Source organism: Plantactinospora sp. WMMB782 (assembly GCF_049179135.1).
Classification (GTDB): domain Bacteria; phylum Actinomycetota; class Actinomycetes; order Mycobacteriales; family Micromonosporaceae; genus Plantactinospora.
This window is the reverse complement of the sequence record NZ_JBMHMC010000007.1, coordinates 2,996,138-3,012,938: the sequence shown is the minus strand read 5'-3', so window position 1 is coordinate 3,012,938 and position 16,801 is coordinate 2,996,138. Positions and strand designations below refer to the sequence as shown.

General features: G+C 74.2%; 8 protein-coding genes and 3 pseudogenes. 4 read left to right on the top strand and 7 right to left on the bottom strand.

Going from position 1 to position 16,801, the window contains the following annotated elements; translation table 11 throughout:
- Nucleotides 1-51: 51 nt before the first annotated feature.
- The 4 genes and pseudogenes from ACN28A_RS15825 to ACN28A_RS15810 all read left to right on the top strand — a co-directional run.
- A pseudogene (locus ACN28A_RS15825) lies at nucleotides 52-1,749 on the top strand (acyclic terpene utilization AtuA family protein); the annotation flags it as partial.
- Nucleotides 1,750-1,942: 193 nt separating this feature from the next.
- On the top strand, nucleotides 1,943-3,481 hold the full coding sequence (locus ACN28A_RS15820) for an acyl-CoA carboxylase subunit beta (RefSeq protein WP_421404420.1): 1,539 nt from the start codon (nucleotides 1,943-1,945) through the stop codon (nucleotides 3,479-3,481).
- Between the two features lie 75 nt (nucleotides 3,482-3,556).
- A complete protein-coding gene (locus tag ACN28A_RS15815) occupies nucleotides 3,557-5,704 on the top strand; it encodes an acetyl/propionyl/methylcrotonyl-CoA carboxylase subunit alpha (RefSeq protein WP_421396082.1) in 2,148 nt (715 codons plus the stop codon).
- 109 nt (nucleotides 5,705-5,813) lie between these two features.
- A complete protein-coding gene (locus tag ACN28A_RS15810; RefSeq protein WP_421396081.1) occupies nucleotides 5,814-7,022 on the top strand; it encodes an acyl-CoA dehydrogenase family protein in 1,209 nt (402 codons plus the stop codon).
- Nucleotides 7,023-7,065: 43 nt separating this feature from the next.
- On the opposite strand, the gene ACN28A_RS15805 is transcribed toward ACN28A_RS15810, so the two are convergent.
- From ACN28A_RS15805 to ACN28A_RS15775, 7 genes and pseudogenes are all read right to left on the bottom strand, one after another.
- A complete protein-coding gene (locus ACN28A_RS15805; RefSeq protein ID WP_421396080.1) occupies nucleotides 7,066-8,394 on the bottom strand; it encodes a hypothetical protein in 1,329 nt (442 codons plus the stop codon).
- Nucleotides 8,391-9,332, bottom strand: a complete 942-nt coding sequence (locus ACN28A_RS15800) for a transporter substrate-binding domain-containing protein (protein ID WP_421396079.1) — start codon at nucleotides 9,330-9,332, stop codon at nucleotides 8,391-8,393. The genes ACN28A_RS15805 and ACN28A_RS15800 overlap by 4 nt, the downstream gene beginning before the upstream one ends.
- A gap of 167 nt (nucleotides 9,333-9,499) precedes the next feature.
- Nucleotides 9,500-11,314 carry a protein kinase domain-containing protein gene (locus tag ACN28A_RS15795; protein WP_421404418.1) on the bottom strand — a complete coding sequence of 605 codons (1,815 nt, stop codon included), beginning with the start codon at nucleotides 11,312-11,314 and terminating at the stop codon, nucleotides 9,500-9,502.
- Between the two features lie 70 nt (nucleotides 11,315-11,384).
- Nucleotides 11,385-11,828 (bottom strand): hypothetical protein, encoded by a 444-nt coding sequence (locus ACN28A_RS15790; protein WP_421396078.1) that lies wholly within the window; start codon nucleotides 11,826-11,828, stop codon nucleotides 11,385-11,387.
- Nucleotides 11,829-12,019: 191 nt separating this feature from the next.
- A pseudogene (locus ACN28A_RS15785) lies at nucleotides 12,020-14,032 on the bottom strand (adenylate/guanylate cyclase domain-containing protein); the annotation flags it as partial.
- Nucleotides 14,033-14,374: 342 nt separating this feature from the next.
- Nucleotides 14,375-15,946: pseudogene (locus ACN28A_RS15780) on the bottom strand (adenylate/guanylate cyclase domain-containing protein); the annotation flags it as partial.
- Nucleotides 15,943-16,797, bottom strand: a complete 855-nt coding sequence (locus tag ACN28A_RS15775; protein WP_421396077.1) for an MBL fold metallo-hydrolase — start codon at nucleotides 16,795-16,797, stop codon at nucleotides 15,943-15,945. The pseudogene ACN28A_RS15780 and the gene ACN28A_RS15775, both read right to left, overlap by 4 nt.
- Nucleotides 16,798-16,801 lie beyond the last annotated feature (4 nt).

The following is a 16,801-nucleotide window of genomic DNA, read 5'->3' as shown; positions in this document are numbered from 1 at the left end:
GTCGGCAACGCCTCCGGGTTCTACGGGGACCGGTTCGACGCCTGGCGGGAGATGCTCGACGGCGGCGAACTCGACGTGCTGACCGGTGACTACCTGGCCGAGCTGACCATGCTGATCCTCGGCCGGGACCGGCGGCGCGACCCGGAACTCGGCTACGCCCGGACCTTCCTCCGGCAGCTCGAACCGTGTCTCGGCGCCGCGCTGGACCGCCGCGTCCGGATCGTGACGAACGCCGGCGGGCTGAACCCGGCCGGGCTGGCCGCCGCGCTCCGCTCCCTCGCCGACCGGCTCGGACTGCCGGTCCGGATCGGGTACGTCGACGGCGACGCACTGGACCGCCCCGGCGCGCTGACCGCGAACGCGTACCTGGGGGCGTTCGGCGTCGCCGCCTGCCTGGGCGCCGGGGCGGACGTGGTGGTCACCGGTCGGGTCACCGACGCCTCGCTGGTGGTCGGCCCGGGAATCGCCCATTTCGGCTGGACCCGCGCCGACCTCGAACCGCTGGCCGGGGCGACCGTCGCCGGTCACCTCCTCGAATGCGGTGCACAGGTCAGCGGCGGGAACTTCAGCTTCTTCGCCGAACTGCCGGACGGCGGGCGCCGCCCCGGTTTCCCGGTCGCCGAACTGCACGCGGACGGCTCGGCGGTACTCACCAAACATCCCGGCACCGGCGGCGCGGTCACCCGGGAGACCGTCACCGCCCAACTGCTGTACGAGATCGCCGGCCCCGACTACCTCGGCCCGGACGTGGTGACCCGGCTCGACACGGTCACCCTGGCCGACGCCGGCCCGGACCGGGTACGCGTCAGCGGGGCGCGCGGCACGCCCCCGCCGCCCACCCTCAAGGTCGGGGTCACCCGGCTGGGCGGCTTCCGCAACTCGATGACCTTCGTCCTCTGCGGACTCGACATCGAGGCGAAGGCGACGCTGGTCAAATCACAGCTCACCGACGCGATCGGCGCCGACGGGCTGGAGTTCACGCTGGCCCGTACCGACCACCCGGACGCGGCCGACACCGAGACGGCGAGCGCGCTGCTGCATGTACACCTGAGCGACGGTGACCCGAAGCGGGCCGGGCGGGCGTTCTCGGCCGCCGCCGTGGAACTGGCCCTGGCCTCCTACCCCGGTTGCACCCTCACCACCCCACCCGGCGACGCCAGCCCGTACGGGCTCTTCGCCGTCGAGGAGGTGGCCCAGGAAGGGGTACGCCAGGTCGCGGTCCTGCCCTCCGGCGAGCGCGTCGAGATCGCACCCCCGACGCTCACCGCGAGCTACCCCGACCGGCCGGCCGAGGACGGGGCGGCCATCGGAGACCGAGCGGCGGGCGAGAGCGGGACGACAACCGAGGACGGGACGACAACCGAGGACGGGACGACAACCGAGAGCGGGACGACAACCGAGAGCGGGACGACAACCGAGAGCGGCGGGACGATCCGGCGGGTGCCGCTCGGGGCGCTGGTCGGCGCCCGGTCGGGCGACAAGGGTGGCGACGCGAACCTCGGGGTGTGGGCCCGGTCGACCGGCGGCTACCGGTGGCTACGCGGTTGGCTGACCGTGGACCGGCTCCGCACCCTGTTGCCGGAGACCGCCACCCTGCCGGTACGCCGCTACGAACTGCCGAACCTGCGGGCGGTCAACTTCGTCCTGCCCGGGCTGCTCGGGGCGGCCGGAGCGGCCGGCTCGACCCGGTTCGACCCCCAGGCCAAGGCGCTCGGCGAGCTGCTCCGCGCCCGACTCGTCGAACTGCCGACCGACCTGCTCGACGAACCGTCGACCGAGCGGCCCGGCCAGACACCGACCGACCGGCCCGGTCCACCGACCGAGTGGTATCGGCAGCGGAAGGCGGGACGATGACGCGGCACGAACGGAGGAGCTGGTCGTGAGCGTGTTGCGGACGGCCGTCGACCCGGCGGCCACGGCGTACCGGGAGAACCGGGCGGCGATGCTGGACCGGCTGGCGGAGCTGGCGGGCGCGCTGGACGCCGCCCGCGCCGGTGGCGGGGAGAAGTACGTGACCCGGCACCACGCCCGGGGCAAACTGCTGGCCCGGGAACGGATCGAACTGCTCCTCGACCGGGACGCCCCGTTCCTGGAACTCTCCCCGGTCGCCGCCTGGGGCACCGACTTCCCGACCGGGGCCAGCGTGGTCACCGGGATCGGGGTGGTCGAGGGCGTCGAGTGCGTGATCGTCGCCAACGACCCGACGGTACGCGGCGGCGCGATCAACCCGTACACGTTGCAGAAGACCAGGCGGGCCGGCGAGATCGCGCACGCGAACCGCCTGCCGATGGTGAACCTGGTCGAGTCCGGCGGGGCCGACCTGCCCAGCCAGGCGGAGATCTTCATCCCCGGCGGGCAGGTGTTCCGGGACCTGACCCGGCTCTCGGCGGCCCGCATCCCCACCGTCTCGGTGGTCTTCGGCACCGCGACGGCCGGCGGGGCGTACGTGCCGGGGATGTCCGACCTCACCGTCATGGTGCGGGACCGGGCCAAGGTCTTCCTGGCCGGGCCGCCGCTGGTCAAGATGGCCACCGGCGAGGACGCCGACGACGAGTCGTTGGGCGGCGCCACCATGCACGCCGGGACCTCCGGGCTGGCCGACTTCGTCGCCGCCGACGAGCGGGACGGGCTGCGGCTGGCCCGGCAGTGCGTACGCCGGCTCGCCTGGCGCAAGCACGGCCCGCCGCCCCGCACCGCCGTGCCCGCGCCGCCGAAGTACGACCCGGAGGAGTTGCTCGGCATTCCCAGCGGCGACCTGCGGGTGCCGTTCGACCCGCGCGAGGTGCTGGCCCGGATCCTGGACGGCTCCGAGTTCGACGAGTTCAAGCCGGCGTACGGGCGCAACCTGGCGACCGGCTGGGGCGAGCTGCACGGCTATCCGGTCGGCGTACTCGCCAACGTGCAGGGGGTGCTCTTCTCCGCCGAGGCGCAGAAGGCGGCCCAGTTCATCCAGCTCGCCAACGCCGCCGACATCCCGCTGCTGTTCCTGCAGAACACCACCGGCTACATGGTCGGCACCGAGTACGAGCAGGGCGGCATCATCAAGCACGGGGCACTGATGATCAACGCGGTGTCGAACTCGACGGTTCCGCACCTGACGGTCAACCTCGGCGCCTCGTACGGGGCGGGCAACTACGGCATGTGCGGGCGGGCGTACGAGCCGCGCTTCCTGTTCACCTGGCCGAACGCCAGGTCGGCGGTGATGGGGCCGAGTCAGCTCGCCGGGGTGCTCTCGATCGTGGCCCGGCAGGCGGCCCAGGCGAGAGGCCGGCCCTACGACGAGGACTCGGACGCCGCAATGCGGGCCATGGTGGAGCAGCGGATCGAGGTCGAGTCGGCCGCGCTGTACCTCTCCGGGCGGCTCTACGACGACGGCGTGATCGACCCACGGGACACCCGTACCGTCCTCGGGCTCTGCCTCTCCGCCGTCCACAACGGACCGGTACGCGGCGCCGACACCTTCGGCGTCTTCCGGCTCTGAGGTGTTGGGAAGGGCCCCCGTTACAACAGAAAACGATAAGCAGGTGCCCTTCCTTACACCCAAAAGGGAGCAACGATGATCCGCAGACTGCTGGTGGCAAACCGGGGCGAGATCGCCCGGCGGGTCTTCGCCACCTGCCGGTCGCTCGGCATCGAGACGGTCGCCGTGCACTCCGACCCGGACGCCGAAGCGCCGTACGTCGGCGAGGCCGATCTCGCGGTCCGGCTGCCGGGTGCGGCGTCTGTCGACACGTACCTCCGGGTGGAGCTGCTGGTCGAGGCGGCCCTGCGGTCCGGGGCGGACGCGGTGCACCCGGGCTACGGCTTCCTCGCCGAGGACGCGGGTTTCGCCGCCGCTGTCGGGGACGCCGGGCTGACCTGGGTGGGCCCACCGGCGAAGGCGATCGCGGCGATGGGCGACAAGACCGAGGCGAAGACGCTGCTGGCCGACGCCGGGGTGCCGATGCTGCCGACGTACGCCGACCCGGAGCGGATCACCGCGTTCCCGGTACTGGTCAAGGCGGCGGCCGGCGGCGGCGGGCGCGGCATGCGGGTCGTCCGCGATCCGGCCGACCTGGCGTCCGCGATCTCCTCGGCCCGCCGGGAGGCCGCCGCCGCGTTCGGCGACGGCACGGTCTTCGTCGAGCCGTACGTCGAGCGGGCCCGGCACGTCGAGGTGCAGGTCGTCGCCGACGGGCACGGCACGGTGCTCTCGCTCGGCGAACGCGAGTGCTCGATCCAGCGCCGGCACCAGAAGATCGTCGAGGAGGCCCCCTCGGTCGCGGTCACCCCGCGGCTGCGGGCCGGGCTGGAAAGCGCGGCGGTGGCCGCCGCCCGCGCCGTCGGTTATCTCGGGGTGGGCACCGTCGAGTTCCTGCTCACCCCGGCCGGCGAGTTCCACTTCCTGGAGATGAACACCCGGCTCCAGGTCGAGCACGCGGTCACCGAGTGCGTCACCGGTCTCGACCTGGTCCGGCTGCAACTGCTGGTCGCCGAGGGGGGTGCGCTGCCGACCACCGCCCCGCAGGTCAGCGGGCACGCGATCGAGGTGCGCCTCTGCGCCGAGGATCCGGCCGCCGACTGGCTGCCGGCGACCGGCACGCTGCACCGGTTCGCCGTACCGGGGGTGGACGTCGAGTTCGGCGTCGACCGGCGGCGCGACTCCGGGCTGCGGCTCGACTCCGGGGTACGGGACGGCTCGGTGGTCGGGGTGCACTACGACTCGATGGTCGCCAAGCTGGTCGCCTGGGCACCGACCCGGGACGAGGCGGTTCGGGCGCTGGCCGGAGCGCTGCGCCGGACCCGGCTGCACGGCGTCGCGACCAACCGGGACCTGCTGGTCCGGGTGCTCGGTTCGGCGGAGTTCCGGGCGGGCGAGATCGACACGGCTTTCCTGGGCCGGCATCCGGAGGTCTTCGCCCCGTTGCTGCCGCCGGACCGGGTCGGGCTGGCCGGGCTGGCCGCCGCGCTGGCCGGGGCCGCCGCGCGCCGGGCCGCCGCCCCGGTGCTCGGCACCCTGCCGTCCGGCTGGCGCAACGTCCCCACCACCGGGCAGACCATCGGGTACGCCGCACCGGCCGGCCCGATCGAGGTCGACTACCGGCTGGACCGCTCCGGCGCACTGGTCGCCTGGTCAGCCCGGCCGGTCGACGCCACACCTTCCGCATCGGACGACGCCGCGCGGTCGGGCTCCCGCGACACCGCGCAGCCGGGACCGGGCGACACCGCGCAGCCGGGACCGGGCGACACCGCACAGCCGGGACCGGGCGACACCGCACAGCCGGGACCGGACGACCGGCCCGAGGTGGTGCTGCTCGGCTGCGAACCGTCCGGCACCGTGCTGCAGGTCGACGGCGTACGTCAGGTGTACGACGTACACCAGGTCGGAGCGGTCTGCTTCGTCGACGGTCCCGACGGCTCGGTGACGCTCACCGAACTCCCCCGGTACGCCGAACCGGTTCCGGAACTGGCCGAGGGTTCGCTGCTGGCCCCGTTGCCCGGCACGGTCAGCCGGACCCTGGTGGCGGTCGGGCAGCGGGTCGCCGCCGGTGAACCGCTGCTCGTGCTGGAGGCGATGAAGCTCGAACACCCGGTCACCGCCCCCGGTTCCGGGATGGTGACCGAACTGCCGGTCACCGCCGGCTCGCAGGTGGAGACCGGCGCCGTACTCGCCGTGGTAACCCCGGAACAGCAACTCCCAGCCCCGACCACGGAACCGCCGTAGCCGCGGCGGCGGAGCCGGGACAGCCGGCCCCGCCGATGCCGGTGACCGCGCCCGCCCGGTGGTGCGACCCGGCCAGACACCCAGGTCCCCTCGTCGGAAGGCATCCCGCATGGACTTCGACCCCACCCCCGAGCAGCGGCAGCTCCGGGAGGCCGTCCGGGCTCTCGGGCAGCGCTACGGCCACGACTACTTCGTCGCCAGGGCGAAAGCCGGCGAGCACACCACGGAACTGTGGGACGAGGCGGGCCGGCTGGGATATCTCGGGGTGAACATCCCCGTCGAGTACGGCGGCGGTGGCGGCGGCATCACCGAACTCGCCATCGTCTGCGAGGAACTGGCGGCGACCGGCTGCCCGCTGCTGCTCCTGGTGGTCTCGCCGGCCATCGCCGGCACGGTGATCGGCCGGCACGGCACACAGGCGCAGCGGGACGCCTTCCTGCCGGGGCTCGCCGACGGATCGTCGAAGATCGCCTTCGCCATCACCGAGCCGGAGGCCGGCTCGAACTTCCACCGGCTCGGCACGGTGGCCCGACGGGAGGGCAGCGACTGGTTACTCTCCGGCCGCAAGTGCTTCATCTCCGGCGTGGACGAGGCCGATCACGTCCTGGTCGTCGCCCGGGTACCCGACGAGAATCAGGCGACCCCGACACAACCCGCCGAGGAGCGGCTGCGCCCGGCGCTCTTCCTCGTCCCGACGGACGCGGCCGGACTGACCCGGTCCAAGCTGGAGATGGAGATCGTCTCCCCGGAAAACCAGTGGCTGCTCTACCTCGACGACGTCCGGCTGCCCGCCGACGCCCTGGTCGGCGGGACGGCCGAGCCGGCCGACCGGGGCGGGCTGGACGCCGGACTGCCGGCCCTCTTCGCCGGGCTCAACCCGGAGCGGATCACTGTCGCCGCGATGAGCACCGGCACCGGCCGGTACGCCATCGAGCGCGCCTCCGGCTACACCGCCACCCGGCGCGTCTGGGGTCGGCCGGTCGGCGCCCACCAGGGCGTCGCGCACCCGCTCGCGCACGCGGCCGTCCAGGTGGAACTCGCCCGGCTGATGACCGCCAAGGCCGCCACCCTCTACGACGCCGGCCGGGACGTCGAGGCCGGCGTCGCCGCGAACCTGGCCAAGTACGCCTCGGCCGAGGCGGCGGCGCTGGCCGTGGACACCGCCATCCAGGTGCACGGCGGCAACGGCATGACCACCGACTACGGGGTGGCCACCCTGCTCGGCGCGGTACGGGCCGGCCGGATCGCACCGGTCAGCCGGGAGATGATCCTCAACTTCGTCGCCCAGCGCGTGCTGCGGCAGCCGAAGAGCTACTGAGCCACCCGAAGCCCCGGACCGCCGGGGTGTGCCGGCGACCAGCTCAGCGGACCGGGCCGGTACGGCACTCCGCGTCGATCCGGTTCACCGGGCGTACCCGCCGACCCATCCCTTCCAGCAGCGAGTCCTCCACGTGGAAGCCGTGGATCCGCAGCCGGTACCGGGGCAGTTCCTCCTCGGTCGGGCAGAGCACCTGCGCCTCGACCTGACCGGTGGGCACGTACCGGACCCCGCCGCGCTCCTGGAGGATCACCATGTTGACGTCGTCCACGGTGATCACGTGTCCCCGCAGCCGCTCGACGCCGCCGGTCTCCGACCCCGGCCCGCCCGACCCGCCGTCCCAACCCGGCGGCCCCGACCCGCCGTCCCAACCCGGCGGCCGCGTCCCGGCATCGGAACCCGTCCCGGTACCGGTCCCAGAATCCGTCCCGGTGTCGGTGCCGTCGTCGGCGGGCCGGATCGTGGTCACGGTCAGCGGCAGCACCGGGGTGGTGATCACCGGCAGCGCCGCCCAGCAGAGCATCCCGAGCACCGCCAGCTGGACGGTCATGGCGAGCGGTCGGGCCACCACCACCGGTACGGGGCCGGTGACGAGCATCGCCAGCAGCGGCGGGGCCGCGACGACGAGTACCGCGAACGGCTCCCGCTGGGCCCAGGCGTCACCCAGGGTCGGCAGCACCAGTACGGCGTAGCCGGCCAGCAGCGCGGCGAGGATCAGCAGCCGGGGAATCCGCCGCTCGTCGAGCCGGTCCGGACTGAGCTGGAAGGCGGCCGCGAACGCCGGCAGCAACAGCGGCAGGTAGAGGATCGGCCAGGTGGCGAGCGCGACGGCGAAGCTGGCGATCACCACCCACGGCGGGGCGGTCGCCCGCCAGCGGGCGAAGATCGGCGGACGCCGGCCGATCCGGTGCGACGGGTTACGCTCGGCGCTGACCAGCAGCACGGCGCCGATCGCGAAGACCGCGACCAGCCCGGCCGAGACCAGCCGGGCCGCGGTGGTGACAAGCGCGGCGGCCAGGTTCACCGGGTTCACGTTGGCGACCAGCAGCAGGGTGGTCTGCAACTCGCCGCCGGCCTCGACGCCGAGCCGGAGCACCGAGAAGATCGCCGGCACCCCGACGACAAGCGTCCAGAACGACTGGCTGGCCCGGGATCGCCGCTCCGTCGCATCCGTGGCGGACGGCCAACCGAGTGCCGGCCCCTCCCGCCGGCCGTCGCCGTCACCGTCTGCCGCAGCCGCCGTCAGCACCGGGACGCCGGACTTCGGATCCCCTGCCGACGGCAGCTCGGCCAGCGCGACCGGCTCGACGTCGGTCCGGGCCCGCGGGCCGCCGGGCCGGGAAGCGGTCGGCTCCGGCCCGGCGGGGATCACACCGGTGCCTTCTCGTCGAAGTCCACCAGGTCCGGGACGTTCAACGGCGGCGGCTGCTGACGGTCCGGCCCGAGCCACGGCCCGAGGTTGCGGTGGTACGCCGACAGCCACGGACTCGTCCGGCCGGCCCGCCCCTCCAGGTAGCTCTTCTGTAGGAAGAAGGCGACCAGGTCACGCAGGGCCGGATCGCTGATCGGCACCCCGACGCCGAGCTGCTCGCTGGTGCCGAACGGCATGTCGACGATCTCGAACCGGGTCGGGTAGCTGGAGCGGAAGCCGGCGAGGATCGTCTCGTCGGAGCTGACCGCGTCGTACTTGTTGTCGATCATCCCCTGCACGCAGTCCCGGACGTTCTTCACCACGAGTGTCTTGACCTCGTGCTTCTCCAGTTCCGCCTCGGTGGTCGACCCGCCGCCGACGCAGACCCGGAAACCGGGGGTGCGCAGGTCCTCGATGGTGCGGACCTGGTTCTTCAGCGCGACGGGGATCATCACCTCCTGGGTGGTGACGAAGTACGGCCCGGCGAAACTCACCAGCTTCTGCCGCTCCTCGGTGATGGAGAAGCTGGAGACGACGATGTCGACCTGCCCGCTCTGTAGCGCCGGGATCCGGTCCTCGGTGGCAAGGTGGACGAACTCGATCCGCTCGTCCCCGGCATAGCCGAGCGAGGCGGCGAGGTACCGGGCGATGTCGATGTCGAACCCGCGGTACGTGCCGTCCTCTTCGCGTACGCCCATCAGCGGCTCGAAGGTGGCGACCCCGATCCGCAGCTTGCTCTGGCCGTAGATGTGCGACTGTTTGAGCTTCTCCTGCACCGACGGCGGCTCGGGGCCGCGCTGGCTGTCGCAGCCCGCCCCCGCGGCGAGCAGCAGGGTGAGCACGACCGCCAGGGTCGTGCCGAGCAGCCGTACCCGGCCACTGGGCGATCTCTCGGTCATCGGCGGATCCCGGTTCGGAAGGGGATGCTGACGCCGAGCGTAACCGGCAACGTCCACTTCGGTGGTCGGCACGGCGCGGCGATCGGCGAACACCCGGCGGCAGCACGGCGCGGCGGTCGGCGACGCGCGAGGTCAGCGCTGCGGTGCGGTCGGCGACGCGGCGGCGGTCAGTTGGCGGTCAGGGTGGGGCCGGTGAGCCGGTCGACGCCCTTGCCGGCCAGGCAGCGGAAGGTTCCACCGGCCTGCCCGGCCGTCGGCGGCAACACCTCGAACTTCCATCCGGCGACGTCGATGAGCGTGGTGGTGCGCCGGAAGACGGTCGCGTTGCAGACCTGGCGGACCCGGTCGTCGTCCTTCACCGCCGCGTGGTCGGCCGCGTCCAGCCCGTACGGCAGGTCACCCTCGGCATAGGACTCCCAGGTGTGCCGCCCCGAGCAGGACGTTTCGCTGGCCTCCGCCGCGCTGCCCCGCAGCCGGACCGGCCCGAAGCACTCCAGCTCGATCGGGCAGCGGGCGACCTCCGGCAGCGGCAGCTGGCAGCCCGGCAGGGCACCGATCCCGACCGTCGGCCGACCGGCGGTCGGGCCGGCGGTGCTGGGCAGCGCCCGCCCGCTCGGCGAAGGGCCCGGCCCGCCCCGGGTGGCGACGTACCAGGAGCCGCCGGCCATCGTGGCGACCAGAGCCAGTGCGCCCAGCCCACCGAAGATCCAGTAGCGCCGTTTGCGGCGGCTCGGCCGGGAGACGGTCGGCTCGCCGTCAACCTCGGGCGGGCCGGAGCCGGGCCGGGGTGGCGGCGGCGTGTAGGACCTCGAAAGATAGACGCTGGGCGGGGCACCACCCGAGGTCGGCGCGCCGGAAACCGGACTCCCGGAGACCGGACTGCCGGAGACCGGACTCCCGGAGACCGGGACGCCGGAAACGGGACTGCCGGAAACGGGACTGCCGGAAATTGGGACGCCGGAGACGGGCGTGCGGGGCGAGGGCGTGGAGGTGGACCCGGCCACCGCTCCCACTCCGGCACCCGACGAGACCCCACCACCGGAGACGCCGGTGCGGGACTGGTCGTGCAGCGCACCGGGCGGCCAGGAGCCGCCGGAGACCGGAATCCCGGAAACCGGCATCCCGGAGACCGGGATCCCCGACACCGGCACGGCGGCGACGACGCCCGGCGTCGGCGTGTTCACCACGGTCGGCGGATCCAGCGGTACGGCCGCGAGCAGGTCCCGCAGCTGTTCCGCGCTGGGCCGGTCGGCGGGATCGTTGGCCATCCCGTAGCGCAGCAGGTCGAGCAACCGGCTCGGTACGCCCGGCAGCTCGGGGATCGGCTCGGTGAAGAGTTCCAGCAGGGCGAGCAGGCCGGGGTTGCGGTCGGCCTGCCAGCGCGGCGGCTTGCCGCTCATCACCGCGTAGAGGGTGGCGCAGAGGGCGTACACGTCGACGGCGGGCGAGGGTGGGCTGTGCCGGAACATCTCCGGCGGCGCGTACGCCGGGGTCAGCACCTCCAGCGTGATCGCCGAGTCCCGCGCCTCGGCGAGTACGGCCAGCCCGAAGTCGGCAAGCGCCGGCTCGTTGAACCGGGAGTAGAGGATGTTGGCCGGCTTGACGTCCCGGTGCAGCACCCCGAGCTGGTGTGCGTCGGCGAGCGCGTCGGCGATCTTCACCCCGACGTCCCGGGCCTCCACCGGGTCCAGCGGCGAGGTACGCATCCGCTCGGCGTACGACCCGTCGCAGAGTTCCATGATCAGATAGGGGTGCTGGTCCTCGGTGACCCCGGCGTCGAAGAGGTCGACAACGTGCGGGTGCGAGGACATCCGGCCGGCGGCGCGGGCCTCGCGGAGGAACCGGCGCTGGTCCCGGTCGCTGTCCAGCGTGCGGTTCTCGACCTTCACCGCCACCTCACGCCCCACGGACTGCTGGGTGGCCCGGTAGACGGTGGCGTAACCACCCCGGGCAAACACCTGCAAATCCGTCAGACCTGGCACGACGGGCATCGGCAGCGCGCCTGGCGGGGTCTCCGTCACAGATTCGAAAATACCGGGAACATGAGTCGGTTCAGTCCCCCGCACCCTCGGCTGTTACCGGCTGGATGCCAATACGCCGGCTGTCGTACCAGAGACCGGCGGCGGTGGCAAGCGCACCGATACCCTCCCAGAGGGCCACTCCGAAGAACCGTCCCGGCGCCGCCCCGGTCGACACCAGCACCGTGAAGACGGTGAAGGTCAGCAGCCGGAACGGGACGGTGAACACGAAGAACGACCGCCACTGTGTGGCCGCCGCGAGCAGGTAGTAGACGCCCATGTTCAACGAGGCCATCGACGAGGCGGCCACGAAGGTGCGGGTGTGGTCACCGGCGGCCCGCCCGGCCGGATCGGGCACCTCGAAACCGAGCATGCCGAGCAGCCACTCAGGACGGATCAGGCCGACGGCGCCGAGCAGCGCGGCAAGCCCTCCGAAGACGGCGACGGTCCAGCCTGCGGCCGAACGAGGCAGCTTCACCCGCGGTCCTCCACGCCCGGCGCCGGTCCCGATGGACGGCCACGGATCTAGGCTAGCGGCTGTCCCGGCCGGGCGGTATCCCGGAGATCGACGGTGTCGAAGTGGACGGCCGGACCCGGCAACTCATCGGCGTCCCGCCGCTGCCGGACCACCACCGGCCGGTCCGGGGCAGACTCCGCCGACGGCCGGAGCAGCCGGTCCCGCAACTCCTCCGCCGCGGCCCGTTCACTCGCCTGCTGCGTCGAGTACGCCAGCCGGACCGCCTCCTCGGCAGCCTCCGCCGCCGCCACCGGCTGCCCCGCCCCAGCCAGCGTCTCGGCGAGTACCCGCACCGCGATCACCCGACTGCGGATGTCCTCGCCCGGAGACTCGGCCGCCTGCCGGGCCCAGTCCAGCGCGTCGGCGGTACGCCCGTCGGCGAGCAGCGCGGAAGCGTACCGGGCCAGGGCCTGACGGCGGCTCACCAGCACCGAGGGCACCGCACCGGCGGTGGCGATCGGTTCGAGCAGCCGTACCGCCGTCGCCGCGTCACCGTCGGCCAACCGGCTCGCCGCGAGCAGCATCCGGGGACCGAGCTGGGTCGGCGCCAGCGGATTGTGCGGCTCCACCGCCGCCAGCACCGCCTCGGCGTCCCGTTCCGCCGCCGCGACGTCGCCCCGGTCCAGCGCCACGAATCCGCGCAGCGTGCCGGCGAGCCCGGTCAGCAGCGGGTGCGAGGTGCGCCGACCGTAGCCGAGCGCGTCGGTCAGCAGGTCGGTGGCGTGCTCCGGCTCGCCCACCCCGCGCGCCACCGCGCCGCGTACCACCAGGGCGAAGCCCCGGCCCCAGTCGTCGGAGGCGGCGGCGAAGTCCCGGTAGGCCCGCCGCGCCTCGCGGTCGGCGTCGGCGAGTTCACCGAGTTCGGCGGCGGCGAACGCCTCAACCGCGCGCAGCGTACCCACCGCCCACGCCTCGCTGACCCGCTCGCCGAACGGCAGGAAGACCCTCGCCAGCCGGCGTGCCTCGCCGAGCCGGCCGGCGAGCAGCCGGGCGAACGCGGTGGTGCCGCGCAACCAGGCCCGGCCCACCGGATCGTCGATCTCGGCGAAGAGCCGGGCCGCCCGGCCGAGCACCGCGTCGGTGCCGGCGAAGTCGCCCCGGGTGGTGGTCACCCAGGCCAGGTTCTGTAGCGACCAGGCCTGCCCCCGGGGGTCGTCGGCATCCAGGTTGACCTGGTAGGCCCCGGCGAACCGGCTGCTGGCCTGGCTCAGCCGCCCGCTGACGAAGTCCGCCATGCCGAGCCGCCGCATCGCCGAGGCGCGCGGGCCCGGCAGGTCGTGCCGGGTCGCCACCTGCAACGCCTCCTGCCAGGAGTGCACCGCCCGTGCCTGGTCGCCCTGGGCCAGGTACGCCTGGCCGACGACGAGCAGCGCCCCGGCCCGTACCGCCACGTCGTCACCGGCGTTCGCCCCGATCTTCTCGGCGAAGGCGAGCGCCTCGGCGATCCGCCCCACCTGGAGCAGGGCGCGGGCGTGCACCAGCCGGTCGCCACCGGGTACCGACTCACCGGCGAGCCGGGCGGCGCGTTCGGCGTACTCGACGGCCTGGGCCGGCTCCCCGGCGGCGAGTGCCCGGCGGGCGGAGCGGCCCAGCGCGGCCATGCCGAGTGGCGCCACGTTCCGGGCGGTGGCGTCGGGTCGCAGGCTGATCACGTCGGCGAGGGCGCTGGCCCGCTCGGCGTGCTCGGCGACGAAGGCGTCGCGTTCGGCGATCGGCAGGCCGCTCGCCCCGGGCGGGACCACCTCGGCCGGTCCGGTTCCCGGGTTCGGCGGGGCGGCCCACTCGGCGAGCGCGGCGTGCCGGTCGGCGAGGTCGGCCTTGCCGATGCCGGCGTAGACGGCCTCCCGCATCAGCGGGGTGGCGAAGATGTAGCCGTCCCGGTTGCGGTGCAGCATCCGGCGCTGGAGCAGTTCCTCGACGGCCCGCTCCAGTTCGACCGCGACGACGGCGGTGGGCCGCCCCTCGCGGCCGGCCCGCCGCTCGCGCAGCGCCTCCAGGGCGCCCGCCGGCACCGTGTCGCCGACCACCGCCGCGTCCCGCAACGCCGCCCGGGCGTCCGCCGGCAGCGCGTCGATCCGGGCCGCCAGCACGGCGGCGAGGTCCCGGGAGAGCAGCCGGCTGCCGAGCGAACCGGGCGCCAGCCGCCAGATGCCGGCCGATCCCACACCGGCACCGGCGACCGGGCCGGCCCCTCCGGCCACTGCCGAACCGACGACGCCGCTGGCGGTCGGACCGACGGCCGCGCCCGAACCGACACCCGACCCCGCAGCGGCACCCGAACCGAAACCGGCGCCCGAACCGAAACCGGCGCCCGAACCGACGGGCCCGGTGCCGGAACCGACGGCGGCGGCCCCCGAACCGACGGGCCCGGTGTCGGCGGGTACGGCGGAGCCGGCGGGTACGGCGGAGCCGGCGGCCGGGCCGACGGAGCCGGAGACGGCGGGAGCAGTGGAAACGGCGTTCGGGACGGTGGTGCCGGGTCGGGCCGCGGGCCGGCCGCGCACGGTGGTCAGCGCGCCCCGTTCCATCAGCAGGGTGACCAGCTCGGCGAGGTAGAACGGGTTGCCCTGGGCGGTGGCGAGCAGCCGGTCCACGTCGGCCTGGGGCAACCGCCCCCCACCGAGGTACGCGGTCAGCAGCCGGGCGGCGTCCGCACCGCGCAACGGCGGCAGCGCGTGCACCTCGGCGTCGGACACCCGGGTCAGCGCACCGGCGGTCCGGACCAGCTCGGGGCGACCGAACAGCAGCACCAGTACCGGACCGGTCAGCCGGGACAGGGTCACGCCGAGCGCGTCGATGGTCTCCGGGGTGGCGTCGTGCAGGTCGTCGACGATGACCGCGAGCGGAGTCTCGGCGGCGAGCGCGCTCAGCAGCTCGGCGACGGCGGCCGGGATCGCGTCCGCGTCCGGACCCGGTTCGCCGGCCGACCACTCGGCGGGACCCGCCGGCACAGTGCCGTGCGCGGGCGGCAGCTCGGCATAGCCCAGCAGGGCGAGCAGCAGGTCGACGGCGACCGGCGGCGGATCCGGCCGGTACCGGGAGAGCCGCTGGCCGAGCCGGCGCAGCCGCTCCTCGACCACCGGCCGGGTGACGGCGGTGGCCGGGCTGTCCGGCAGGCCGACGGCGGCCCGGACCAGGTCGGCGAGCGGGGCCAGCCGGCGGCGCTCCCCGAACGCGGCGCACTTCACCGAGAGCACCCGGGCACCGGTGTGTGTCGCGTAGCGGCCGGCGCCGACGTCGTAGCCGGCGGCCAGCCGCTCGACCTCGGCGGCGAACCGGGACTTGCCGATCCCCGCCTCGGCGGTCATCAGCAGCACCCGGGGCTGCCCCTGGTCGATCACCTCGGCGAGTCGACCGGCGACCCGGCCGATCTCGGTCTCCCGCCCGACGAACGGTGCCTCGTCACCGAGCCCGGACCGGGTGCCGGGTGCGTCCAGCAGGCCCAGCAGCTCGTACGCCTCGACCGGCTCCCGCTTGCCCTTCAGCCGCAGCGGTCGGAGCTGCCGCCAGGAAGCGACCCGCCGGGTCGCCGCCGCCGTACGCGCACCCGCGTAGACGGCGCCGATCGCGGCGGCGTCGGCCAGCCGGGCGGCGGTGTTCACGGTGTCGCCGATGACGGTGTACTCGATCGAGGCCTGGATCCCGGCGACCACGTCACCGGTGTTCAGCCCGACCCGCAGGCCGAGCGGGGCGCCGCCGCCCTGCTCGTCGTCGAGGACCCGGCGCACCGCGCGCTGCATCGACAGCGCCGCCCGGACGGCCCGCTCGGCGTCGTCCTCGTGCGCGACGGGGGCGCCGAAGACGGCCATGATCCCGTCACCGGTCAGCTTGTCGACGTGCCCGCCGAAGGTCTTGACCGCACCGGCGAGCGCGGCGAGGACCCGGTCGGTGACCGTACTGACCCGCTCGGGGTCGAGGTCCTCCGACCAGGAGGTAAAATCAGACAAATCGCCGAAGAGCACCGTTACGACGCGGCGCTCCGCTTGCGGCAGGGTCGCGGCAGCCGGCAGCGCGACTCCACAGTTGTGGCAGAACCGCGCACCGGGTACGGCGACAGTTCCACACACCGGGCAGGTCACGGATTTTCCAACCCACCGGCCCCCGGGCCGGATTCCCGGTCTTGCGCGACCGGGCCGGATTTCCGGCTCTCCTGGCCGGAATCGCCCTCCCCGCCCGAGTGACCGAGATAGGCGAGTTGGGCCCGAACCGACCACTCGGCCGCCGGCCAGAGCGACCGGTCCACGTCCGCGTAGACCGCCGCCACCACCTCGGCGGCGGTCCGCGCCCCCCGGCCGAGCACCGTGCGGACCTGGTCGAGCCGGGCGTGCCGGTGGGCCAGGTAGAACCGGGCCGCGGCGGCGCAGTCGGCCAGCGGCGGCCCGTGGCCGGGCAGCGCCGGTACGCCGGAGAACTCGGTAAGCTTCGCCAGGCTGGCCAGGTAGTCCCCGAGATCACCGTCGGGGTGCGCGACGACAGTGGTGCCCCGGCCCAGGATGGTGTCGCCGGTGAGGACGGCCCGCTCGCCGGCACCGTCGACCACGAAGCAGAGCGAGTCGGCGGTGTGGCCCGGGGTGGGCAGCAGCCCGATCCGCAGACCGGCCAGCTCGACGCTCGACCACGCGCAGCGGAAGATCAGGTGCTCGGCGCCGGTCAGCTCCAGAAACCGGTCCAGCCCCTCGGTGTGGTCGGGGTGGCCGTGCGTGACCAGCACCCCGGCGACCCGACCCCGCCCGGCCACGGCTGCCAGGTGACCCTCGTCCAGCGGGCCCGGGTCGACCACGACCACCTCGCCCGCGCCCGGCGCCCCCAGCACCCAGGTGTTGGTGCCGTCCAGGGTCATCGGTCCCGGGTTGGGTGCCCGGACCAGCGCCGCCCAGCTCGGTAGCTGGTCGGCAAGCGCCGCCGCCGGCGCGGTCACGTGCCCGGTCATGGCA

Coding starts and splice junctions, on each gene's coding strand:
- ACN28A_RS15820 (WP_421404420.1), top strand. CDS start 1,943: ATGCTGGACCGGCTGGCGGAGCTGGCGGGCGCGCTGGACGCCGCCCGC.
- ACN28A_RS15815 (WP_421396082.1), top strand. CDS start 3,557: ATGATCCGCAGACTGCTGGTGGCAAACCGGGGCGAGATCGCCCGGCGG.
- ACN28A_RS15810 (WP_421396081.1), top strand. CDS start 5,814: ATGGACTTCGACCCCACCCCCGAGCAGCGGCAGCTCCGGGAGGCCGTC.
- ACN28A_RS15800 (WP_421396079.1), bottom strand. CDS start 9,332: ATGACCGAGAGATCGCCCAGTGGCCGGGTACGGCTGCTCGGCACGACC.
- ACN28A_RS15775 (WP_421396077.1), bottom strand. CDS start 16,797: ATGACCGGGCACGTGACCGCGCCGGCGGCGGCGCTTGCCGACCAGCTA.